The sequence below is a fragment of the Streptomyces sp. NPDC053755 genome, assembly GCF_040677675.1.
Classification (GTDB): Bacteria; Actinomycetota; Actinomycetes; order Streptomycetales; family Streptomycetaceae; genus Streptomyces.
In genome coordinates, this window is sequence record NZ_JBFASK010000003.1 from 33,140 (window position 1) to 55,417 (window position 22,278).

At 72.6% G+C, this 22,278-nt stretch carries 23 protein-coding genes; 12 read left to right on the forward strand and 11 right to left on the reverse strand.

Annotation, left to right across the window (positions count from 1 at the left end; genetic code table 11):
- Nucleotides 1-60: 60 nt before the first annotated feature.
- Nucleotides 61-348, reverse strand: coding sequence for a hypothetical protein (locus AB0K65_RS04765; RefSeq protein WP_365714275.1), 288 nt, complete (start codon nt 346-348; stop codon nt 61-63).
- A gap of 109 nt (nt 349-457) precedes the next feature.
- On the opposite strand from AB0K65_RS04765, the gene AB0K65_RS04770 reads away from it, so the two are divergent.
- Nucleotides 458-835: a hypothetical protein gene (locus tag AB0K65_RS04770; protein ID WP_365714276.1), complete on the forward strand. Its 378-nt coding sequence runs from the start codon at nt 458-460 to the stop codon at nt 833-835.
- Between the two features lie 205 nt (nt 836-1,040).
- Nucleotides 1,041-2,306 (forward strand): Ig-like domain-containing protein, encoded by a 1,266-nt coding sequence (locus AB0K65_RS04775; protein ID WP_365714277.1) that lies wholly within the window; start codon nt 1,041-1,043, stop codon nt 2,304-2,306.
- A 115-nt stretch (nt 2,307-2,421) separates the two neighbouring features.
- Here AB0K65_RS04775 and AB0K65_RS04780 read toward each other — a convergent pair whose 3' ends face one another.
- Nucleotides 2,422-3,282 carry a helix-turn-helix transcriptional regulator gene (locus tag AB0K65_RS04780; RefSeq protein ID WP_365714278.1) on the reverse strand — a complete coding sequence of 287 codons (861 nt, stop codon included), beginning with the start codon at nt 3,280-3,282 and terminating at the stop codon, nt 2,422-2,424.
- 130 nt (nt 3,283-3,412) lie between these two features.
- On the opposite strand from AB0K65_RS04780, the gene AB0K65_RS04785 reads away from it, so the two are divergent.
- Nucleotides 3,413-4,459 carry an NAD(P)-dependent alcohol dehydrogenase gene (locus AB0K65_RS04785; protein ID WP_365714279.1) on the forward strand — a complete coding sequence of 349 codons (1,047 nt, stop codon included), beginning with the start codon at nt 3,413-3,415 and terminating at the stop codon, nt 4,457-4,459.
- A gap of 127 nt (nt 4,460-4,586) precedes the next feature.
- Nucleotides 4,587-4,946 carry a DUF1330 domain-containing protein gene (locus AB0K65_RS04790; protein ID WP_365714280.1) on the forward strand — a complete coding sequence of 120 codons (360 nt, stop codon included), beginning with the start codon at nt 4,587-4,589 and terminating at the stop codon, nt 4,944-4,946.
- Nucleotides 4,947-5,182: 236 nt separating this feature from the next.
- On the opposite strand, the gene msrA is transcribed toward AB0K65_RS04790, so the two are convergent.
- Nucleotides 5,183-5,842: a peptide-methionine (S)-S-oxide reductase MsrA gene (gene msrA / locus AB0K65_RS04795; protein ID WP_365714281.1), complete on the reverse strand. Its 660-nt coding sequence runs from the start codon at nt 5,840-5,842 to the stop codon at nt 5,183-5,185.
- Between the two features lie 128 nt (nt 5,843-5,970).
- Nucleotides 5,971-7,080: a hypothetical protein gene (locus AB0K65_RS04800; RefSeq protein WP_365714282.1), complete on the reverse strand. Its 1,110-nt coding sequence runs from the start codon at nt 7,078-7,080 to the stop codon at nt 5,971-5,973.
- A 104-nt stretch (nt 7,081-7,184) separates the two neighbouring features.
- Here AB0K65_RS04800 and AB0K65_RS04805 point away from each other — a divergent pair, with 104 nt between their 5' ends.
- Complete coding sequence (locus tag AB0K65_RS04805; protein WP_365714283.1) at nt 7,185-8,339, forward strand: cystathionine gamma-synthase; 1,155 nt, start codon at nt 7,185-7,187, stop codon at nt 8,337-8,339.
- Nucleotides 8,340-8,501: 162 nt separating this feature from the next.
- Here AB0K65_RS04805 and AB0K65_RS04810 read toward each other — a convergent pair whose 3' ends face one another.
- From AB0K65_RS04810 to AB0K65_RS04825, 4 genes are read right to left on the reverse strand one after another with little or no spacing between them, the layout of a single operon-like run.
- Nucleotides 8,502-8,693 (reverse strand): DUF1059 domain-containing protein, encoded by a 192-nt coding sequence (locus AB0K65_RS04810; protein WP_365714284.1) that lies wholly within the window; start codon nt 8,691-8,693, stop codon nt 8,502-8,504.
- Between the two features lie 53 nt (nt 8,694-8,746).
- Nucleotides 8,747-8,995 (reverse strand): hypothetical protein, encoded by a 249-nt coding sequence (locus AB0K65_RS04815; protein WP_365714285.1) that lies wholly within the window; start codon nt 8,993-8,995, stop codon nt 8,747-8,749.
- Complete coding sequence (locus AB0K65_RS04820) at nt 8,992-9,492, reverse strand: sigma factor-like helix-turn-helix DNA-binding protein (protein WP_365714286.1); 501 nt, start codon at nt 9,490-9,492, stop codon at nt 8,992-8,994. Before AB0K65_RS04820 ends, AB0K65_RS04815 begins: the two co-directional genes overlap by 4 nt.
- Nucleotides 9,493-9,523: 31 nt before the next feature.
- Complete coding sequence (locus AB0K65_RS04825; protein ID WP_365714287.1) at nt 9,524-10,039, reverse strand: MarR family transcriptional regulator; 516 nt, start codon at nt 10,037-10,039, stop codon at nt 9,524-9,526.
- 147 nt (nt 10,040-10,186) lie between these two features.
- Here AB0K65_RS04825 and ilvA point away from each other — a divergent pair, with 147 nt between their 5' ends.
- The 3 genes from ilvA to AB0K65_RS04840 all read left to right on the forward strand — a co-directional run bounded on the left by ilvA (nt 10,187) and on the right by AB0K65_RS04840 (nt 13,548).
- Nucleotides 10,187-11,416, forward strand: a complete 1,230-nt coding sequence (ilvA, locus tag AB0K65_RS04830) for a threonine ammonia-lyase (protein ID WP_365714288.1) — start codon at nt 10,187-10,189, stop codon at nt 11,414-11,416.
- A 243-nt stretch (nt 11,417-11,659) separates the two neighbouring features.
- Nucleotides 11,660-12,691, forward strand: coding sequence for an ATP-binding cassette domain-containing protein (locus AB0K65_RS04835; protein WP_365714289.1), 1,032 nt, complete (start codon nt 11,660-11,662; stop codon nt 12,689-12,691).
- Nucleotides 12,688-13,548 (forward strand): ABC transporter permease, encoded by an 861-nt coding sequence (locus AB0K65_RS04840; protein ID WP_365714290.1) that lies wholly within the window; start codon nt 12,688-12,690, stop codon nt 13,546-13,548. Before AB0K65_RS04835 ends, AB0K65_RS04840 begins: the two co-directional genes overlap by 4 nt.
- Before the next feature lie 166 nt (nt 13,549-13,714).
- On the opposite strand, the gene greA is transcribed toward AB0K65_RS04840, so the two are convergent.
- Both greA and AB0K65_RS04850 read right to left on the reverse strand, forming a co-directional pair.
- On the reverse strand, nt 13,715-14,212 hold the full coding sequence (greA, locus tag AB0K65_RS04845) for a transcription elongation factor GreA (RefSeq protein WP_365714291.1): 498 nt from the start codon (nt 14,210-14,212) through the stop codon (nt 13,715-13,717).
- A 189-nt stretch (nt 14,213-14,401) separates the two neighbouring features.
- Nucleotides 14,402-14,803 carry a DUF4307 domain-containing protein gene (locus AB0K65_RS04850; RefSeq protein WP_365714292.1) on the reverse strand — a complete coding sequence of 134 codons (402 nt, stop codon included), beginning with the start codon at nt 14,801-14,803 and terminating at the stop codon, nt 14,402-14,404.
- Between the two features lie 99 nt (nt 14,804-14,902).
- Here AB0K65_RS04850 and mca point away from each other — a divergent pair, with 99 nt between their 5' ends.
- Complete coding sequence (mca, locus tag AB0K65_RS04855; protein ID WP_365714293.1) at nt 14,903-15,784, forward strand: mycothiol conjugate amidase Mca; 882 nt, start codon at nt 14,903-14,905, stop codon at nt 15,782-15,784.
- Nucleotides 15,777-16,013 carry a hypothetical protein gene (locus AB0K65_RS04860; RefSeq protein WP_365714294.1) on the forward strand — a complete coding sequence of 79 codons (237 nt, stop codon included), beginning with the start codon at nt 15,777-15,779 and terminating at the stop codon, nt 16,011-16,013. The genes mca and AB0K65_RS04860 overlap by 8 nt, the downstream gene beginning before the upstream one ends.
- 70 nt (nt 16,014-16,083) lie before the next feature.
- On the opposite strand, the gene AB0K65_RS04865 is transcribed toward AB0K65_RS04860, so the two are convergent.
- Nucleotides 16,084-19,338 (reverse strand): tetratricopeptide repeat protein, encoded by a 3,255-nt coding sequence (locus tag AB0K65_RS04865; protein WP_365714295.1) that lies wholly within the window; start codon nt 19,336-19,338, stop codon nt 16,084-16,086.
- 278 nt (nt 19,339-19,616) lie between these two features.
- Between AB0K65_RS04865 and AB0K65_RS04870 the strand changes: the two genes are divergently transcribed.
- On the forward strand, nt 19,617-20,009 hold the full coding sequence (locus AB0K65_RS04870) for a rodlin (protein WP_365714296.1): 393 nt from the start codon (nt 19,617-19,619) through the stop codon (nt 20,007-20,009).
- Nucleotides 20,010-20,173: 164 nt separating this feature from the next.
- The gene (locus AB0K65_RS04875; RefSeq protein ID WP_365714297.1) at nt 20,174-22,234 is read left to right on the forward strand and encodes a thioredoxin domain-containing protein; all 2,061 of its coding nucleotides are present in this window, start codon (nt 20,174-20,176) and stop codon (nt 22,232-22,234) included.
- The last annotated feature ends 44 nt before the right edge of the window (nt 22,235-22,278 follow it).

Genomic DNA, 22,278 nt, shown 5'->3' on the forward strand with positions numbered 1-22,278 from the left:
CCGCGACGGGGCGGCCCTTCCGCGTCCTCGCCCCGAGCGGGCCTCGCGCGCCCGCGGGGCTCAGGAGGCCCGGCCGCCGCGTCTCATCGCCAGCGCCACGAAACCGGCGCCGACCGCGAGGAAGCCCGTGCCGCCGATCACGTACGGCGTCGTGTCCAGCGTGCCGGTTTCGGCCAGGCGCGCCCCGTCGGGTTCACCGGCCCCACCGTCGTCCTGGGTCACCGAGGTGCGCGAGCCGTCCGCCGGACGCTCCTCGTCCGTGGCGTTCGCGGAGGGAACGAACCACAGGGCGCACAGCAGTGTCCCGGCGGCGGTGGCGGTCAGCAGCGGGCGGCGTGCGACGGACACAGATTTCGATCCCCCTTGCGGCAACCGCGAATTGGTGTGTGGGGCCGATGCTAATGAACACAGCGGGTCGTGGGAAAGCCGAGGGCCGGTGGAGCCTACGCTCGGTCGTATGAGTGCTTCCGAGACATCACGTTACGTACGGCTTCGGGTGGAGGTCGTCCTGGAGATCGACGGCCCAGAGGAGCTGACCGAGGCGGCCGTCGGCCGGATCGACACCGACGAGTTCATGCCCGAGGACGAGCGCGCGCACGCCCGCTCCTCCGTCCAGGAGGACAGCGCCGAGGCGCTCGCCTATCTCGTCGAGCCGTTCGACCTGGTCAGCACGGTCCCCGGGGTCGAGCTGGTCCAGGCCTCCTGGAGCAGTGAGGAGGTCGACTACGACCCCGACGCACAGGAGTGGGACCTCGACGAGGAAGATGGGCCCGACGCGGACGAGGAAGACGAAGCGGACGACGCCGACGAGGCGGACGACGAGGAACGGGTGTAGCGGGACACGCGGCGCTGCCGCCCCCGCGGGAAGCCCCGGCCCGGCGCCCTCCGGTGCGGCGCCCGCCGGGGCTTTCGCGTGTACGGGAACCGGTCGGCCCGCGGGAGCGTGTCGATCAGTGTTGTTCCCCACAAACGCTCCGGTTCCGGAACCGGACGGGGTGTCATGGATGTTCGAAGCAGTGTTGGCAGGGAAATAGGCGACGATGGAGAAGCGTGTGATGACGGACGGCAAGCACCGCCGCAAGGGCCTGGCGGCCGCGGCCGCGGTGCTCGGCGGCGTATTGGTGCTCTCGGCGTGCAGCGACGGGGACAAGGGCAGCGCCGGCTCGCCGACGCCGAACTCGCAGGCCCAGGTCGACGAGGCCGCGGCACAGAAGACGTCCAAGGCCCAGATATCCATCTCGCCCAAGAACGGTGCCGACAACGCCTCGATCAACAAGGACGCGAAGGTCACCGTCACCGACGGCACGCTGACCGAGGTCACCATGACCACGGCCGACGGCGCGAGCGTCAAGGGCGAGATCGCCGCCGACGGCAAGAGCTGGGCCCCGACCGAGCAGCTGAAGCGGGCCACCGTCTACAAGATCGCCGCCTCGGCCAAGGACGCGGACGGACTGGAGGCGCACGAGAACTCCTCCTTCACCACCGTCTCCCAGGCCAACAGCTTCATCGGCAGCTTCACCCCCGAGGACGGCTCCACCGTCGGCGTGGGCATGCCCGTCTCGATCAACTTCAACAAGGCGATCACCGACAGGAAGGCCGTCCAGGGCGGCATCACGGTGACCTCCAGCAGTGGCCAGGAGGTCGTCGGCCACTGGTTCAACTCCCAGCGCCTGGACTTCCGCCCCGAGGACTACTGGGCCGAGGGCTCGACCGTCACCCTGAAGCTGGAGCTCGACGGCGTCGAGGGTGCCCAGGGCGTCTTCGGCGTCCAGCAGAAGACCGTCACCTTCAAGATCGGCCGCAACCAGGTCTCCACCGTCGACGTCGCCACCAAGACGATGAAGGTCACGCAGGACGGTCGGACGATCAAGACCATCCCGATCTCCGCCGGCTCCCCGGAGAACCCCACCTACAACGGTGAGATGGTGATCTCCGAGAAGTTCAAGGAGACGCGGATGAACGGCGCCACCGTCGGCTTCACGGACGACGACGGCAAGGGCGAGTACGACATCAAGGACGTCCCGCACGCCATGCGGCTCTCCACGTCCGGCACGTTCATCCACGGCAACTACTGGGGCCCGGACTCGATCTTCGGCAACTCCAACACCAGCCACGGCTGCGTGGGCCTGAACGACGTCAAGGGCGCCGGCGACCCGAACCAGACGGCCGCCTGGCTCTACGACCACTCGATCGTCGGCGACGTCGTCATCGTCAAGAACTCCAAGGACAAGACGATCGCCCCCGACAACGGCCTCAACGGCTGGAACATGAGCTGGTCGGCGTGGAAGGCCGGCTCGGCGGTCTGACGCCCCGGTACGCGTACGACGACGGCGGCCCCCTCCCGGTGGAGGGGGCCGCCGTCGTGTCGCGTCCCGCGGAGCCGCCCGGGCCGTCGCGGCACGAGGAGCGGGCCCGCCCGCGTCAGCGGACGACCTCCTCCACGCCCCACTGCGCGAGCAGCCCCAGCGCGTCCGCCGACGCCGACCCCGGCTCCGCGTGGTACGTCACGAGGACCAGGTCCGGATCCCCGCCCGCCACCTTCAGGCTCTCGTAGGCCAGCGTCATCTCGCCGACCAGCGGATGCCGCAGCCGCTTCGTCCCGTGCCCCTTGTCCGCGACGGTGTGTGCCGCCCACAGCGACCGGAACTCCTCGCTCCGTACCGACAGCTCGCCGACCAGCGCCAGCAGCGCCGGATCGTCCGGATAGCAGCCCGCGTACAGCCGCAGCACGCTCACCACCTCGGTCGCCTTGCACTCCCAGTCCAGGTAGAGATCGCGCGAGTTGGGCCCGAGGAAGACCAGCCGGGCCATGTTGCGCTCTTCCGGCTCCATCGCCGAGAAGTCGCCGAGCAGCGCCCGGGCCATCCGGTTCCAGGCGAGGATGTCGAGGCGCCGGCCGACGACGAAGGCCGGGACGCCGTCCATCGAGTCCAGCAGATGCCGCAGACCCGGCCGCACCTGCTGCGGCCGGGCGATCGCCGCCCGGTGCTGCCTCTTCTTCGCCGTCGGCTTCGCCAGGTGCGTGAGATGCGCCCGCTCGGTGTCGCTCAGCCGCAGCGCCCGCGCGATCGAGTCCAGCACCTCCATGGAGACGTTGCGGCCGTTGCCCTGTTCCAGGCGGGTGTAGTAGGCGACCGACACTCCGGCCAGCTGCGCCAGCTCCTCCCGGCGCAGGCCCGGCACCCGGCGATGGCGCCCGAACTCCGGCAGGCCCACGTCCTCCGGCTTCAGCCGGGCCCGGCGCGAGCGCAGGAATTCGCTGAGTTCGGCACTGAGATCCATGCGTCCCGATTATCCCAGGTCGCGACCCCCGGACGGACGGGTGTTCCTGTCCCTGCCAGTGGTAGGCACGGTGGACGTAGGCAGAACAGGGGCCTGGGTACTCTCCGCGGGTTCGGGCAGGCTCGTCACCATGACCACGAACGTTTCCGCTTATGCCGCGCCCGCCGCCAACGCCCCGCTGGAGCGCACCACCGTGCCGCGCCGACCGGTCGGCGAGCACGACGTCCTCATCGAGATCAAGTACGCCGGAATCTGCCACTCCGACATCCACCAGGCCCGCGACGGCTGGGGTGAGGGCATCTTCCCGATGGTGCCCGGCCACGAGATCGCCGGAATCGTCACCGAGGTCGGCTCCGCGGTCACCCGGCACAAGGCCGGCGACCGCGTCGGCGTCGGCTGCTTCGTCGACTCCTGCCGGGAGTGCGAGTACTGCCTCCAGGGCCTGGAGCAGTACTGCACGGGCGGCGGGATGGTCGGCACGTACAACGCCCTCGACAAGAGCGGGGAGCCGACCTACGGCGGCTACTCCACCCACATCGTCGTCGACGAGAACTACACCCTGCGCATCCCCGAGGGCATCGCCCTCGACGAGGCAGCCCCGCTGCTCTGCGCCGGCATCACCCTCTACTCTCCGCTCGCCCACTGGAAGGCCGGCCCCGGGAAGAAGGTCGCCGTCGTCGGCCTCGGCGGCCTGGGCCACATGGGCGTCAAGATCGCCCATGCCCTCGGCGCCGAGGTGACCGTGCTCAGCCAGTCGCTCAAGAAGCGCGAGGACGGCCTCAAGCTGGGCGCCGACCACTACTACGCCACCAGCGACCCGGAGACCTTCACCCGGCTCGCCGGCTCCTTCGACCTGATCGTCTCCACCGTCTCGGCCCCGATCGACTTCGGCGCCTATCTGAGCCTGCTCAAGACGGACGGCGCCCTGGTCAACGTCGGCGCCCCCGAGGAGCCGATCGCGCTCAACCTGTTCTCGCTCATCGGCGGCCGCAAGACGCTGGCCGGCTCGATGATCGGCGGCATCGCCGAGACGCAGGAGATGCTCGACTTCTGCGCCGAGCACGGCCTGGGCGCGGAGATCGAGCTCATCCGGGCCGAAGAGATCAACGAGGCGTACGAGCGGGTGCTCGCCAGCGACGTGCGCTACCGCTTCGTGATCGACGCGTCGACGATCTGACCGCGGACGGCCGCCGGGTCCGGGTGTCCGGGCCCCGGCGGGCGGCGCACGGGGGACACGAGCCCGCGCCGGGGCATGACGTCCGGGGTCATCGACCCGGTACGGCATGCCCCGGCATGCTGACGCCATGACCGCATACGCGATGGCGAACCTCCGGCCGCAGTCCGCCCCCGACGAGGAGGTACTGCACTACATCGAGCGCGTCCAGGCCACCCTCGACCCCTTCGGCGGCAGCTTCCTCGTCCACGGGGACACCGAGCGCGAGATCAAGGAGGGCGAGTGGCCCGGCGACCTCGTCCTCGTGGCCTTCCCGTCGATGGAGCACGCCCGCCGCTGGTACGACTCCGCCGCCTACCAGGAGCTGATCCCGCTGCGCGCCCGGCACATCCCCGGCGACATCCTGCTCATCGACGGAGTGCCCCCCGGCTACGACCCGGCGCAGGCCGCCGCGCGCCTGCGCGCCGCGTCGGACCCCGGCACGGCCTGAGCGCAGGCCGCGACGCGCGCCGCCGAACCCGGCGCGGAAGCGGTGGCCGCGCGGGACCGCGACCACGGCGCCTTCGACGCCGCGCGGGCCGTTGCCGGGTCCTCCTTCAGCGGCGACCCGCCGGCCCGCTCTGGGCGGCCGCCATGGGCACCCCGGCGCCGTCCCGGCCCGGGCTCCTGGGTGTCGGCCCTCGCTCCGGGCGCCCTCGCGCGGGCGCCCGGAACGGTGGGCCGAGGTCACTCCGCCTTCGCCACGCCGATCGGGCAGGAGACGCCCGTGCCGCCGATGCCGCAGTAGCCGCCCGGGTTCTTGTCGAGGTACTGCTGGTGGTACCCCTCCGCCGGGAAGAAGGTACGGCCCTCGGCGGGGAGGATCTCGGTGGTGATCGTGCCGTGACCGGAGCGGGTCAGGACCTGCTGGTACGAGGCACGGGAGGCCTCCGCGGCCTCGGCCTGCTCGGGGGAGTGGGTGTAGAGCGCCGAGCGGTACTGGGTGCCGACGTCGTTGCCCTGGCGGAAGCCCTGGGTCGGGTCGTGCGACTCCCAGAAGAGCTTGAGCAGACGCTCGTACGAGACGACCGAGGGGTCGAAGACGACCCGGACGGCCTCCGTGTGGCCGGTGAGGCCCGAGCAGACCTCTTCGTACGCCGGGTTCGGGGTGTGGCCGCCCTGGTAGCCGACGAGCGTCGTCCAGACGCCCTCGGTCTGCCAGAACTTGCGCTCGGCTCCCCAGAAGCAGCCGAGACCGAAGTCCGCGACCTCGAGCCCCTCGGGGTACGGCCCGAGCAGCGGGTTGCCGAGGACCGTGTGGCGCTCCGGCACGGCGAACTCGGGCTCCGGGCGGCCCTTGAGCGCCTGCTCGGGGGTGGGGAGGACGGGGGTGCGTGACAGGAACATGCGGCATCTCCTCGACGGTGGGCGTTAGCACAACGCCCGGCGGCCGGAAGGGATTCCCGGCCGCCCGGCCGCCACCGCCGTCGCGTGCTCCGGGCGGTCGCGACCAGGCGGGACTTCCGCGACACGCTTCAGTGGGGCAGCGTCGCCGGGCTGCCGCCGTTCGCCTCGTACCCCGCCACCGCCAGGTTCCGGTAGACCGTGTACTCCGCCGCCGGGTCGCCGTTCAGCGTCCACGGCAGCGCGCCGACGTGACCGTCCACGTGCACCAGCTGGTGCATCGCCTCGGCCCAGCGCTCCGCGCGGACGAGGAAGAGGACGAGCAGATGGCGGACGTGGGCGAGCATCGGGTCGTCGGGACGGGCCGAGTGGACCGCGTACAGCGCGCCCTCCATCGCCTTGCTCACGACCGCCGAGCCGTAGAAGTCCTGCACCATGACCACCTCGGGCAGGTGCTCGTACACGGCGAACAGCGGCAGGGCGGCGAGCAGCGAGCCCCGCGGGGCGCGGGCCGCGGCCGCCGTCGCGAAGCGGTCGGCGTCCTCGCGCGAGCCGTGCCACTTCTCGCACCAGTAGTGCAGGGCGGCCAGGTGGGCGCCCATGTGCTGCGGCGCACGGTCGATGATCCTCGCCCAGACCTGGTCGAACTCCTCGTGGCCGTAGCCGAGGCCGCGCGCGACGGCGAGCTGCGTGATGTACGGGACCGGGTCGCCGGGAGCCAGCAGCGCCGCCTCCTCGGTCACCTTGCGGGCCTCTTCGAGGATGATCCGGAAGTCGTCGGTGCCGGCCGCCGACGACCGCCACGCCTGCTGCACCAGGAACTCGGCGTGCACGGCCGCCCCGCCCGGGTCCTTCGGCGCGTCCGCACGCCAGGCGCGCAGCCACGCGCCGCCCACCCCGGGCCGCTGCTGGAGTTCCAGGGAGGCCGCGCCGGCGAACGCCTGGACGCGCTGCCAGCGGACCTCGCCCTCCTTCTCCGTGCCGGCCAGCAGCTGCGCGGCCGCCCGCCAGTCCTGGGTCGCCTGCACGACGTCGAGGACGTCGAGCAGGTCGCGGTCGGGGCCGGGCATCCGCACGTCCTGCTCCTCCTGGCGCAGGAAGCCGTACGCCTCCGGATCGGCGGCGTCGGGCGACCCGGGTGCCACCTGGTGGATGCCGACGTCGCCGCGGCGGCGCCGTACCAGCGGAGCGACGACCGCGAAGAGCAGCCCCATCGCGAGCAGGAACCAGAGAATCTCCATGTGCCCATTGTCCCGTACGGCCCGTGGGCGCCCGCCGGGCGCCCGGGGACACCGCCGGGGACAGTGGGCGGCGCGCGGCCGGTCTCGGGACTACGCTCCTGACCATGAGCGACCAGCACTCTCATCAGAGCTTCGAGACCCGCGCGATCCACGCGGGCAACACCGCCGACCCGCTGACCGGCGCGGTCGTCCCGCCCATCTACCAGGTGTCCACCTACAAGCAGGACGGCGTGGGTGGGCTCCGCGGCGGTTACGAGTACAGCCGCAGCGCCAACCCCACGCGTACCGCGCTCGAGGAGAACCTCGCGGCGCTGGAGGGCGGCCGCCGCGGGCTCGCGTTCGCCTCCGGCCTCGCCGCCGAGGACTGCCTGCTGCGCACGCTGCTCGCCCCCGGTGACCACGTGGTCATCCCGAACGACGCCTACGGCGGCACGTTCCGGCTCTTCGCCAAGGTGGTCCAGCGCTGGGGCGTCGACTTCTCCGTCGCCGACACCTCCGACCTCGCCTCCGTGCGGGACGCGGTCAACGACCGTACGAAGGTGATCTGGGTCGAGACGCCGTCCAACCCGCTGCTCGGCATCACCGACATCGCGGCGGTCGCGGACGTGGCCCGCACGGCCGGCGCGAAGCTGGTCGTCGACAACACCTTCGCCTCCCCCTACCTCCAGCAGCCGCTGGCCCTGGGCGCGGACGTCGTCGTGCACTCGCTGACCAAGTACATGGGCGGGCACTCCGACGTCGTCGGCGGTGCGCTGGTGACGGCCGACGAGGCGCTCGGCGAGGAGCTGGCGTACCACCAGAACGCGATGGGCGCGGTGGCCGGCCCGTTCGACTCGTGGATCGTGCTGCGCGGCATCAAGACGCTCGCGGTCCGGATGGACCGGCACAGCGAGAACGCCGAGAAGATCGCGGAGATGCTGACCCAGCACCCGAAGGTCACGACGGTGCTCTACCCGGGCCTCCCGGACCACCCGGGCCACGACATCGCCGCGAAGCAGATGAAGGCGTTCGGCGGGATGATCTCGTTCCGGGTGACGGGCGGCGAGGAGGCGGCCGTGGCCGTCTGCGACCGCGCCCGGCTGTTCACCCTGGGCGAGTCCCTGGGCGGGGTCGAGTCGCTGATCGAGCACCCGGGCCGGATGACGCACGCGAGCGTCGCCGGGTCGGCCCTGGAGGTTCCGGGGGACCTGGTGCGGCTGTCGGTGGGCATCGAGAACGTCGACGACCTGCTGGCGGACCTGCGCCAGGCGCTGGGCTAGGGAGTGTCCGGAAGGTACCGGCGTCCGCCCGAAGGGCCGCGGCCCAGGCGGGACTCTCGCCACGCGCCCTAGGACATCTCCCGAGACCCGGGCGCATCCTCGAGGATGCGGGCCGGGCGGCCGTCCGCCGCCGGGCGCCTCACGAGGGCGCCCGGTCCGCGGTCAGGCGGGGACCTTCTCGTCCTCCAGCGAATCGCGGACCATCGCGCGCAGTTCCGGGCTGTCCTCGTGGCTGTGCACGGAGACGGCGTGCTCGGTGGCGGCCCGGACGACTTCCTCCTCCTCACCGATGATGGTGAGCGTGCAGTTCATGACGCTGGGAGTCTTGCGGCAGTCGGCGACTTTCCTGGCCATGACGACCTCCTGGGCTCGGACTGCGTACCGCTGTTTCCAGGCTATGCCCGTTCTCACCAGCCTTCGAGGGGCGGCGTCGTCACGGGCGGTGCCCGCCACGGCTCGGCCACCGAGGCCCAGACGGCGAAGGCGATCACGGCGACGCCCAGCAGCACCCACAGGGCGCGGCGCACCGCCCGGTCCCGGTGGAGCAGGCGGGTGCCGCGCTCGACGGCCCGCGCGGCCAGGTCGCGGGGGACCTGGGGGTGCGGGAATTCGAGCATCCGCCGTACCTCGTCCTCCCGGTGCTCGTGCCGGGTCATGAGGCGGCCCTCGTCCCCGTCGGGCCCGGTCCTCGCGCCGGGCCGGCGCGCAGCGCGACGACGGAGCGGGCGCAGACGGCCCGGACCCGTTCCTCGGGCAGCCCGAGCAGGGCCGCGGCCTGTTCCTCGGCGACGCCCTCGTACAGCCGCAGCACCACGACGAGGCGTTCCTGCGGAGTGAGGGCGGCGAGGACACCGCCGCCGCCGCGGTGGTGCCGCCAGGCGGCGCGGGCGAAGCGGGCCACGAGGTCGGCGCGGGTGAGGTCGTACGGGTCCTCGCCCCGCAGCCGCCCCCAGTGCGCGTAGGTGTGCGCGAGGGAGGCGGTCAACAGGGCCTGGGCGCGCGGGTTGCGGGCCGGGCTCTCGGCGGTGAGGAGCGTGGCGGCGTGCAGCAGCCGCCCCGCCGCCCCGGCCACGAACGCCTCGAACTGCCGGGTGCGGTGGCGCTCTTCGCCGTTTCGGCCGGCCGCCGGGAAGCCGTCCCGTCGCTCTCGCACGTCCTCATATGAGGACAGGGCGCGGCCCAGGTCAAGAGGTCGGCGAGGACTCCGCTTCCGGGTTCGCGGGAAGGCCCGACTGACGGGCGGACAGCGCGGAGTTGAAACGGGTGAGCAGGGTGCAGAACGACTCGCGCTCGGCGGGTGTCCAGCCGTCCGTGACCTCGGCCATCAGCTGCCGGCGCGAGGAGCGGACCTCTTCCAGGCGGGTCAGGCCGCGCGGGGAGAGCTGGAGCACGACCGCGCGGCCGTCCTCGGGGTGTGAGGTGCGCTTGACGAGGCCGGTGTCGACGAGCGGGGCGACCTGGCGGGTGACGGTGGACGAGTCGATGCCCATGCCGGCGGCGAGCGCCTTCACGCCCATGGGGCCCTCCTGGTCCAGGCGGTTGAGGAGCAGATAGGCGGCGCGGTCCATGGAGTTGCGGAGCTGGCCGGTGCCGCCGAGGCGGGTCTGTTCGGCCCGGCGGGCGAAGACGGCCACCTGGTGCTGGAGGGCATCGAGGAGACCGGGGTCAAGCTCAGTCGTCATGTCCTGAGATGTGGGCATGGCTGTGGGGGCTCTCTCGTGCGGTGGTCGGTTGGTGGGGGACAGAGTACGCGGAGCTGTGGGAGTCCGTACCGGCGCTGCGCAAACCCGATGGGACGCCCGCTTCCCGGGCGGCCACGGGGCCCGTGAGCTGCGAGACTTGCTGTCATGAGCTTCCGTAGGCCTGACCCCTTGCATCCCCTGATCCTCGACGATGTGCGCGGGGCGCAGAAGATGCTCTCCGGGGTGGCCAGGGTGACCGCGATGGAGGGAAGCCGTCATCTGTCCTCGCTGGTGGGGGCGCCGGTGCACCTCAAGTGCGAGAACCTCCAGCGCACGGGTTCGTTCAAGCTGCGCGGTGCGTACGTGCGGATCTCGGGGCTGCGGCCCGAGCAGCGGGCGGCCGGGGTCGTCGCCGCCTCGGCGGGGAACCACGCGCAGGGTGTGGCGCTCGCCTCGACGCTGCTCGGGGTCCGTTCCACGGTCTTCATGCCGCTCGGCGCCCCGCTGCCGAAGGTCGCCGCGACCCGGGAGTACGGCGCCGAGGTGCGGCTGCACGGTCATGTCGTGGACGAGACGCTGGAGGCCGCGGAGGAGTACGCGGCCCGGACCGGCGCGGTCTTCATCCATCCCTTCGACCACCCCGACATCATCGCCGGTCAGGGCACGGTGGGTCTGGAGATCCTGGAGCAGTGCCCGGAGGTCCGCACCATCGTGGTCGGCGTCGGGGGCGGCGGTCTCGCGGCCGGCATCGGGCTCGCGGTGAAGTCGGTGCGTCCGGACGTGCGGATCGTCGGCGTGCAGGCGGAGGGGGCGGCCGCCTATCCGCCCTCGCTGGCGGCGGGGCATCCGGTGGCGGTCGAGTCCCCGGCGACGATGGCGGACGGGATCAGGGTGGGGCGTCCGGGAGACGTGCCGTTCGCGCTGGTCAGGGAGTTCGTCGACGAGGTCCGTACGGTCTCGGAGGACGCGCTCTCCACCGCGCTCCTGCTCTGCCTGGAGCGGGCGAAGCTGGTGGTCGAGCCGGCGGGGGCGAGCCCGGTGGCGGCGCTCCTGAGCGACCCGGAGGCGTTCCGGGGCCCCGTGGTGGCGGTGCTCTCGGGCGGGAACGTGGACCCGCTTCTGATGCAGCGGGTGCTGCGGCACGGCATGGCGGCCGGCGGCCGCTATCTGAGCCTGCGGCTGCGGGTGACGGACCGGCCGGGGGCGCTGGCGACGCTGCTCGCGGTGCTGACGGTGGTCGACGCGAACGTCCTCGACGTGAGCCATGTGCGCACGGATCCGCGGCTGGGCCTGACGGAGGCGGAGGTCGAGCTGCATCTGGAGACGAAGGGGCCGGACCACTGCGAGGAGGTCCGTGCGGCCCTGCGGGACGCGGGATACGCCGTGACCGGCTGACGACGCCGTACGCGAGAGGGCGCGGGGACCGGACGGGTTCCCGCGCCCTCTCGCGTACGGGCGGGGCGGGGGGCGGCTCCTCGCGCTGCCTCGCTGCCTCCCCGTACGAGGGATCCCGCACGCACGGTTGTGTGTCGCGATGTATCGCGTTAGCGTGTGTCCTCCGTCACGAAATTGCCGGGCGGCGCCCGCCCGGCCTCCCTAAGCTGGGCCGGAAACGCCCGAATCCCTGGGAGAAACCACATGCCAGGCGCGATCTACGCCGAAGGTCTGGTGAAGACCTTCGGTGACGTACGAGCTCTGGACGGCGTGGACCTTGACGTCCCCGAGGGCACGGTCCTGGGCCTGCTCGGCCCGAACGGCGCGGGGAAGACGACCACCGTGCGCGTCCTGACGACGCTGCTCCAGCCGGACAGCGGGAGGGCCGTCGTCGCCGGGATCGACGTCCTCAAGCACCCCAACGAGGTCCGCCGCTCGATCGGTCTCTCCGGCCAGTTCGCCGCCGTCGACGAGTACCTGACGGGCCGCGAGAACCTCCACATGGTCGGCCGGCTCTACCAGATGAGCGGCAAGCGGGCCAAGGCGCGGGCGGGGGAGCTCCTCGAGCGCTTCCACCTCGCGGACGCGGCCGACCGCCCCGCCAAGACGTACTCCGGCGGTATGCGCCGGCGTCTGGACCTCGCCGCCGCCCTCGTCGTCTCGCCCCCGGTGATGTTCATGGACGAGCCGACCACGGGCCTCGACCCCCGCAACCGGCAGGCGCTCTGGGGGATCATCCAGGAGCTGGTCGCGGGCGGCACGACGCTGCTCCTGACGACCCAGTACCTGGAGGAGGCCGACCACCTGGCCCACGACATCTGCGTCGTCGACCACGGCAAGGTCATCGCCCGCGGCACGTCGGACCAGCTCAAGGCCCAGACGGGCGGCGAGCGCGTCGAAGTCGTCGTCCACGAGCGGGACATGATCGATCCGGCCCGCGACGTCCTCGCCCGCTACGGCCTGGCCGGGACCGGCCGCGGCGAGGTCGCGGTCGAGGACCACACCCGCAAGCTGACCGTCCCCGTCGCCGGCGGCGCCAAGCTGCTCGCCGAGGTCATCCGCGACCTCGACGCCCGGGGTGTCCGGATCGACGACATCGGCCTGCGGCGGCCCACCCTCGACGACGTCTTCATCTCGCTGACCGGCCACGCGGCCGAGCGGGCCGAGGAGGAGGGCGCCGAGGCGGCCCGGGGCGTCGAGGACCACAAGAAGAGCCGGAAGGAGGCGGCCAAGTGACCGCAGCGACGGACACCGCCCCGCAGCGCCACGCCCCCGTGCCGCGCGGCGGCATCACCCAGTCGATCAGCGACTCCCTGGTCGTCGCCAAGCGCAACCTGATCCGCATGACCCGGATCCCGGAGATGATCATCTTCGGGCTGATCCAGCCGATCATGTTCGTGGTGCTGTTCAGCTATGTCTTCGGCGGCTCGATCAGCGTCGACGGCAGCACCTCGCCGGCCGCCTACCGCGAGTTCCTCATGGCGGGCATCTTCGCCCAGACGGTCACCTTCGCCACGGCCGGCGCGGGGGCGGGCATCGCCGACGACATGCACAAGGGCCTCATCGACCGCTTCCGCTCCCTGCCCATGGCCCGCGGCGCGGTCCTGACCGGCCGCACCCTCGCCGACCTGGTGCAGACCACCCTCACGCTCGTGGTCCTCGCGATCGTGGCACTGCTGGTCGGCTGGCGGACGCACGAGAACTTCGGCAAGGTGCTCGGCGGCTTCGCCCTCCTGCTCCTCCTCGGCTACGCCTTCTCCTGGATCGGCGCCCTGATCGGCCTGTCGGTGCGGACCCCGGAAGCGGCCACCTCCGGCGGCCTGATCTGGCTCTTCCCGCTGACCTTCATCTCCAACGCCTTCGTGCCGTCGGAGAACATGCCGACCTTCCTGCGGCACATCGCGGAGTGGAACCCGTTCAGCGCCACGGTGCAGGCGGCACGCGAGCTCTTCGGCAACCTGCCGCCTGGCTACCAGGCGCCCGACGCCTGGCCGATGCAGCATCCGGTCTGGGCGTCGATCATCTGGTCGGTCCTGATCGTCCTGGTCTTCCGGACGCTTTCGGTCCGCAAGTACCGCTCGGCGACGGCCTGACCGGTCGGCCCGGCGGCCCGGCGGCCCGGCGGCAGGACCGCCCGGAGGTCCGAGGCCGCGGCGTTCCGACCCGTGAGCGGCCGGACGGGCCGCCCGGCACCACCGCTCACACACGGCGAAGGGCCGGACCCCTCGGGGTCCGGCCCTTCGCCGTGCAGAGGGGGCGTCAGCCGGCGTACGGCTTGGCGCTCAGGATCTTCACCGTGGCCTTCTTGCCGTTCGGCAGCTCGTACTCCGCGTCCTCGCCGGCCTTCTTGCCGTTGACGCCGACGCCGAGCGGGGACTGGGGGGAGTAGGTCTCGATGTCGCCGCTCGCGTACTCGCGCGAGGCGAGCAGGAAGGTCATCGTGTCGTCCTCGTCGCCGTCGAACGCGATCGTGACGACCATGCCGGGCGCGACGACGCCCTCCTCGGCCGGAGCCTCGCCGACCTTGGCGTGCTCCAGGAGCTGGGTCAGCTGGCGCACGCGGAGCTCCTGCTTGCCCTGCTCCTCCTTGGCCGCGTGGTACCCGCCGTTCTCGCGCAGGTCGCCTTCCTCGCGCGCCGCGGCGATCTTGGCGGCGATCTCGGTTCGCGCGGGACCAGACAGGTACTCCAGCTCGGCCTTGAGCTGGGCGTACGCCTCCTGGGTGAGCCAGGTGACGTTGTCGCTGGTCTGGGTCACAGGTGCTCCTCGTAGGTACCGGGAATACAAAGCATCGCCCTACCCGGAAGGATGTTCCCTCCTGAGTGGGCGAAACCACGAGCCTAACAATTAGTGGCGAAAAGGGGGAGGACAAAAACCACAGGGATGACATCGCCCCTGGTCAGGCGCAAAACGGAGCCCGACACGCCGTACGGTCCCTACCCGCTGCTAACGGGTCGTACACCCGACCAGCTCGGCGCTGGTCGCGCGGGCGGTGGTGCGGACGGACCACACGCGGTCGATCCGGTCGGCGGCCTCCTCGACGCGGACGTCCTTGCGGCCGACCTCGGCCCCGTCCTCGGAGCGCGAGCGCAGGGTGCAGACGCCCTTGGCGCCGGTGTCCTTGCGGATCTCCAGGTGCACCTGCACCTCGGTGTCGCTCACCACGTCGAACTTGATCATCTCGGCGCTGATCTTGTTGTCGGCGACGTAGTACCAGGCGAACCAGCTCAGCAGGCCGAGGAAGAGGACCCCGAGCACGGCGCCGGTGATCCTGAGCGTGCGGTCGGCGCGCTCGTCCGCCGAGCGGCCGTAGCGCCCTTCGGGCAGCTGCTCTCGAACCGCGCTCATGATCCTTACCTCTCGCCGCCGGGGCACCCGGAATTTTCCGCCCCCCGGTTCCGTCACTATAGAGACCTCCCTCCGCGACCAATCACCGAGGACCGAGTCTTGACTGAGCAGCTGCGACTGATGGCCGTTCACGCCCACCCCGACGACGAGTCGAGCAAGGGCGCGGCCACGATGGCCAAGTATGTGTCGGAGGGGGTGGACGTCCTTGTGGTCACGTGCACGGGTGGCGAGCGCGGCTCCATCCTCAACCCCAAGCTCCAGGGCGACGCCTACATCGAGGCGAACATCCACGAGGTGCGCCGCAAGGAGATGGACGAGGCCCGCGAGATCCTCGGCGTGCGCCAGGAGTGGCTGGGCTTCGTCGACTCCGGCCTGCCGGAGGGCGACCCGCTGCCGCCGCTGCCCGAGGGCTGCTTCGCCCTGGAGGACGTCGACAAGGCGGCCGGTGAGCTGGTGCGCAAGATCCGTTCCTTCCGGCCGCAGGTCATCACGACCTACGACGAGAACGGCGGCTATCCCCACCCCGACCACATCATGACCCACAAGATCACGATGGTGGCGTTCGACGGCGCTGCGGACACCGGGAAGTACCCGGAGGCGGAGTTCGGCCCGGCGTTCCAGCCGCAGAAGCTGTACTACAACCAGGGCTTCAACCGGCCCCGCACGCTCGCCCTGCACGAGGCCCTGCTCGCCCGCGGGCTGGAGTCGCCGTACGGCGAGTGGCTGGAGCGCTGGAAGGAGTTCCAGCGCGCCGAGCGCACGCTGACCACCCACGTCCCCTGCGCGGACTTCTTCGAGATCCGCGACAAGGCCCTGATCGCGCACCGCACGCAGATCGACCCGGACGGCGGCTGGTTCCGCGTCCCGATGGAGATCCAGAAGGAGGTCTGGCCGACGGAGGAGTACGAGCTCAGCAAGTCGCTGGTCGATACCTCCCTCCCCGAGAGCGACCTCTTCGCGGGCATCCGCGACAATGCCTGACATGAGCGCACACCTGGCACTGACCCAGCTTGTCCCCTTCGCCGCCGAAGAGCTGGACAAGAACAAGGTGACCCCCGGCGTGCTCGGTTTCGTCGTCTTCGCCGTGATGGCCGTGGCCGTCTGGATGCTGATGAAGTCGATGAACCGGCACATGGGCAAGGTCTCCTTCGAGGAGGCCGCCGACCCGGCCGCCGCCCCCCAGGCGGAGAAGGCGGCCACACGGGAGTAGCGGGCCCCCGCCCACGCCACCGAGGGCCCCCGCCGAGGACCCCGGCACCCGGGGCCCTCGCGCCGCGTCCTCAGGCGGGCCCCGGCAGTACCACCGGCACGCCCATCACCTCGCGGGCGTGCCGGCTCGGCACCATGCCCAGCGCCCAGGCCTGCCACCCCGGCGCCTGGACCCCGCCCCGCTCCAGGACGAGCCGGTACGCCTCGGCGCAGTCCTCCACCTTCCCGTCGCGGGTCGCGTGACCGTCCGCGAGGAGCGCGGCCAGCTCCACCCGCGCCTCCGCCGTACCCGCCTCGACGCCGCCCGGGGCGGCGTGCGGAAGCAGCGTGCAGCGCAGGAAGCGGGCCCAGTCCGCACCGCGCCGGTCGTCGTACGAGAGGAAGAGCGCGACCGCCTCGTCGCACAGCGCCAGGGCCTGCGCCGGCCTGTCGTTCCCGGCGTCGACGATCGCCAGCTCCAGACAGGTCCACGCCTCCCCGTGCGCCACCCCGATGCGGTGGAAGTCCGCCCGGGCGTCGGCGAGGAGCTGCCGGGCGAACCCGGAGTTGCGGAGGTTGCCGGTACGCGCCGCCCGCTGATCACGGGTCACCCGGCCCGAGTGGTGCCGGGCGCAGGCGAGCCCGTACACGTCCCGCATCCGCGAGAACATCGTGCGCGCCCGCTCCAGCTCCCGCACCGCCTGGTCCGGCTCGCCGCGCTCCTCCAGGGCGTGTCCGAGGTAGTACAGCGTCCACGCCTCGCCGCGGGCGTCCTCCTGGTCACGGTGGCGGGCGAGGGCCTGGCGCAGCCCGTCGACCGCGGCCGGGGCGTCCGACTCGACGAGCCGGGCCCGGGCCAGCTGCGTCAGCGCCCACGCCTGCCCCCGGCCGTCGTGCGTGCGTCCGTACAGGTCGAGGGCGCGCCGCAGCTCCGTTCCGGCGCGCTCCGTGTCGCCCGTCCGCAGACAGACCTGGCCCAGCTGGAAGTGCGCCCACGCCTCGCCGTGCAGGGACTCGCTCTCCCGGTGCAGGTCCAGCGCCCGGCCGAGCAGGTCCAGCGCCTCCGCCAGCCGGCCCCGGTCCCGTTCCACCGCCCCGAGGGCGTGGAGCGTCCAGCCCCGGTCGGCGGCCAGGGACGCCGGTTCCTGCAGCGCGAGGGCCTCACGCAGCCTCGCGGACGCCTCCGCCAGATTGCCCTGGTGGTGCAGGGTGATCCCGAGCGAGCACAGCGCGAGGGCCGCCCCCGCGTCCTGGTGCGCCTCCTGGTAGAGGGAGACCACCGACGTCAGCGTGGTGCGCGCCTTGTCCAGCTCGCCGAGCTGGCGGGCCGCGATCCCGGTCCGCCACTGCACCGAGCGGGACAGCAGGCCGAGCCCGACCGCGTCGGTCAGCTCGTTGATCTCACCCAGCCGGTACAGGTCGCCGCGCAGCAGGCAGTAGTCGCAGAGCGCGCCCAGCAGATCGAGGACCGTCTGCTGGTCGACGCCCTCGGCGTGCCGCAGCGCCGCGGTGATGAAGCTCGACTCCTCGTCCAGCCAGCGCAGGGCCGCGTCCAGCGAGCCGAAGCCGTGCCCGCCGAACCGGTCGGCCCGCGTCGACATCTTCCCGTCGACCATCCGGATCACCGCGTCCGCGAGCTCGGCGTAGTTCCGGACAAGCCGCTCCTGCGCGGCCGCCGTCTCCGCCGCGTCCTCCTCCTCGAGGAGCCGGGCGGCGGCGAAACCGCGCACGCGGTCGTGCAGCCGGTACCGCTCCCCGCCCCCGCCCTGCGGCGTCGCCGGCCCCCCGCGCACATGGTCGAGGAGCCCGGCCCGGGCCAGCTCCCGCAGCAGCCGGGCGCCGTCCTGCCCGGTCGCGCCGAGCAGCGCGGCGGCGGCGGCCGCACCCAGCGAGGCCCGCCCGGCGAGCGCGAGCCGGCGCAGCAGCCGCCGTCCGTCCTCGTCGAGGCCGGTGGCGTAGCGGACGCCCAGCGCCCGCCCGACGGGATCCGCGCCGGAGCCGGGGTGTTCGAGGAGCCCCGCCAGTTCCCCCATCGAACGGGACCCGAGCAGGGAGCCGGCGGCCCTCAGAGCGAGCGGCAGTCCGCCGCACAGCTCCCGCACCCGGTCGAAGGCCGCGGAGTCGTACGGCCCCGCGTCCGGCCCCTCGGCCGCCCCGCGCAGCAGCTCCTCGGCGCCCGCCGCGTCCAGGCCGGTCACCGCGATCCGGTGCACGGACGCCGGCACGTCCGGCCCGAGGTCCAGCGGCTCCCGGCAGGTCACCAGGACCAGACTGTCCGAGCGTTCCGGCAGCAGCGTGCGGACCTGTGCGGCGTCCACCGCGTCGTCGAGGACCACCGTCACCGGCAGCCCGGTCAGATGCTGGTGGTACAACTCCGCCAGTCTCCGCACCTGTTGCTCGGCCGACGACCGCTCGCGGAACAGCAGCTGCTCCCGCGGCGCCCCCAGCCGGTTCAGCAGGTGCAGCAGCGCCTCGCGCGTCGACAGCGGCTTCTCACCGCGCGTCCCGCCGCCCCGCAGGTCCACCACGCACGCCCCCCGGAACTGGTCCTTGAGCGCGTGCGCCGCCCGTACGGCGAGTGTCGTGCGCCCCGACCCGGGCTCCCCGTGCAGCATCACGACCGTCGGCCGGGTCGTCGTCGACGCCCGTCCCGCCTGCACCCACCGGGTGATCCGCGCCAGTTCGTCCCGACGCCCGGCGAACGCGGCCCCGGTGGAGGGGAGATGACCGAAGGACTGCTCGAGTACCGTACGGCGGCGGGCCGCCGCGCTGCGGTCCGCCCCGCGCAGCTGGGCCACCACCTTCCTCGGCGGCTCCTCGGCGGCCGCGGACGGCACCCGCTGCCGGTCGAGGAACGGCCGCACCTCCCGTACCTCCAGAGCCGTCAGCCAGCGCACCCGCAGCTGTTCGGCACCGCCCTGCGGACCGGCCGCGCCGGGCCGCCGGCGCGGGGCGGCCCACGAGGAGGCGGTCACCTTCAGGACCGTCGCCGCCGCACCGGCCGCCGCGACCACGGCCCCGGCGCCGAGCGCGGTCCCGGCCGCCGTCCCCAGGGCCAGATCGGCGCCGAAGGCGGCGACCGAGGCGACGGCCGTCACCGCCGCGCCCACCCCGGCCGCCGGGCCGCCTGACCGGCCGGCCGGCGGCGAAGGGGCGGCTTCCGCCTCCTCGAGCGCCCGTACGTAGGCCGCGTACTCCTCCGCCGCGCCCGCCGCCATGGTGTCCAGCGCCGCCCGGCCGCGTGCCAGCAGCGCCGCGGAGTCGGCGCGACCGCCGGAGCGCCGCACCTCCTCCGCCACGAGGCGCGCCAACAGCCGCTCGGCTTCGGCCCGGTGGCCGTCCCGCATGTGCGTCCCCCTCCGAGAGCTCCCGCTTTCCGGGAACAAGTGTCCTGCGCCACGCGCGCCGAAGCGAGGGAGCGGAGCCGGCTGCCGGTGTCCCGCCGGTGCCGAGGGCCGGATCGCCCCGGACCGAACGGCTGCCCCTCGACATCACGTCCGATGGCGTTCATCTGCCGAATAGCGCGTCCGGGTGAGGCTCCGGAACCAATCCACATTCCGGCAGTTGATCAGCGTGCTTCGGTAACGGAGCATTCCAGGGCCCTCCAGCTCAAGAAGGAAATCTCGTGATCAAGAAGGTTCTTGCCACGGCGGCAGTTGCGGCCTCCGTTGTCGGCGTCTCGGCGACGACGGCGATGGCGGCGGGCGACGAAGGCAACAGCGCCAACACCATCGGCAACACGTCGAAGCAGGCGATCGGCAGCAACTCCACCGGTGGCTACATGAGCCCGAACTTCGGCCTCGTCAACGGTGGCGTTCTCCACTGCTTCGACATCCAGAAGGTCCAGGCCCAGGTTCCGGTCGGCGTCATCGCCATCCCGGTCGCGGTCCAGGACGTCATCGGCAACGACATGTCGAACCAGACCTGCACCCAGAACTCCGTGCAGCAGACCGGTGACGACCCGCTGTCGAACCTCCTGCGCAACGTCCTGGCGGACAACGGAAACGTCGGCGGCTGACGCCAGCACCTCCGCTGAAGCGGCCCCGCTCCTCGCATATCCATTGCGGGGGAGCGGGGCCGCTCCCGTTTCCGCGCCCGCCGTCCCCGGCCCGCGGCGCCCCGGCCTCGCACCGCCCCCGTGGCGTAGAGGCGGGGCTCCGCCGTGTGCGCGAGGATTGGGGTATGCCGAACAGACTGGCCCATGAGACGTCCCCGTATCTCCTCCAGCACGCCGACAACCCCGTCGACTGGTGGCCGTGGTCGACCGAGGCGTTCGACGAGGCACGCCGCCGGAACGTCCCCGTCCTGCTCAGCGTCGGCTACAGCAGCTGCCACTGGTGCCACGTGATGGCCCACGAGTCCTTCGAGGACGACACCACCGCCGCGTACGTCAACGAGCACTTCGTCGCCGTCAAGGTCGACCGCGAGGAGCGCCCCGACGTCGACGCCGTCTACATGGAGGCGGTGCAGGCGGCCACCGGCCAGGGCGGCTGGCCGATGACGGTCTTCCTCACCCCGGACGCCGAACCGTTCTACTTCGGCACCTACTTCCCGCCCGAGCCCCGCCACGGCATGCCGTCCTTCGGGGACGTCCTCGACGGCGTCTCCCGCGCCTGGACCGAGCGCCGCGAGGAGGTCGACGAGGTCGCCGGGAAGATCGTCAAGGATCTCGCCGGCCGCTCCCTGGCTTACGGCGGGGACGGCGTCCCCGGCGAGGAGGAGCTGGCGCAGGCGCTCCTCGGCCTGACCCGGGAGTACGACGCGACGCGCGGCGGCTTCGGCGGCGCGCCCAAGTTCCCGCCGTCGATGGCGCTGGAGTTCCTGCTGCGCCACCACGCCCGCACCGGGGCCGAGGGGGCCCTGCAGATGGCCGCCGACACCTGCGAGGCGATGGCCCGCGGCGGCATCTACGACCAGCTCGGCGGCGGCTTCGCCCGCTACTCCGTCGACCGCGACTGGGTCGTCCCGCACTTCGAGAAGATGCTGTACGACAACGCCCTGCTGTGCCGGGTGTACGCCCATCTGTGGAGGGTCACCGGCAGCGATCTGGCCCGCCGGGTCGCGCTGGAGACGGCCGACTTCATGGTCCGCGAACTGCGCACCACCGAGGGCGGGTTCGCCTCCGCGCTGGACGCCGACTCCGACGACGGGACGGGCCGGCACGTCGAGGGCGCCTACTACGTCTGGACCCCCGAGCAGCTGGCCGAGGCGCTGGGCGAGGAGGACGCCCGCTACGCGGCCCGGTACTTCGGCGTCACCGAGGACGGCACCTTCGAGGAGGGCGCCTCCGTCCTCCAGCTCCCGCTGTGGGACGACGACACGGCCGTGGCCGACGCCGACCGGATCGCCTCGGTGAAGGAGCGGCTGCTCGCGGCCCGCGACCGGCGCGCCCGCCCCGGCCGGGACGACAAGGTCGTCGCGGCCTGGAACGGGCTCGCGATCGCCGCGCTCGCCGAGACCGGCGCCTTCTTCGACCGCCCCGACCTGGTCGAGCGGGCGACCGAGGCCGCCGACCTGCTCGTACGCCTCCACCTCGGCGAGGGCGCGCGGCTCTCGCGTACCTCCAAGGACGGCCGGGCCGGGGTCAACGCCGGGGTCCTGGAGGACTACGCCGACGTCGCCGAGGGTTTCCTGGCGCTCGCCGGAGTCACCGGCGAGGGGGCCTGGCTGGAGTTCGCCGGGTTCCTGCTCGACATCGTCCTCGACCAGTTCGTCGCCGAGGGCGGCGCGCTGTACGACACGGCCCACGACGCCGAGACCCTGATCCGCCGGCCTCAGGACCCCACCGACAACGCGGCCCCGTCCGGCTGGACGGCCGCCGCCGGCGCGCTGCTCTCGTACGCCGCGCACACCGGCTCGGAGGCCCACCGGGCCGCGGCCGAGGGAGCGCTCGGGGTGGTCAAGGCGCTGGGGCCGCGTGCGCCCCGGTTCATCGGCTGGGGCCTGGCGACGGCGGAGGCCCTGCTCGACGGGCCCCGCGAGATCGCGGTCGTCGGCCCTCCGGCCGGTGCCCCGGGCGACGGGAACGGCGACGGCGCCGCCCGGGCGCTGCACCGGACCGCTCTCCTCGCCGACGCGCCGGGCGCGGTCGTCGCCTTCGGAGCCCCGGACAGCGACGAGTTCCCGCTGCTCAAGGACCGCCCGCTGGTGAACGGGGCGGCCGCCGCGTACGTCTGCCGTCACTTCACCTGCGACGCGCCGACGACCGACCCGGCGGAGCTGGCCCGCACGCTGGCCCGCTGAACACCGGATACGGCGCGCCGCCCCGGCTCCCTCTCCAGAGGGTG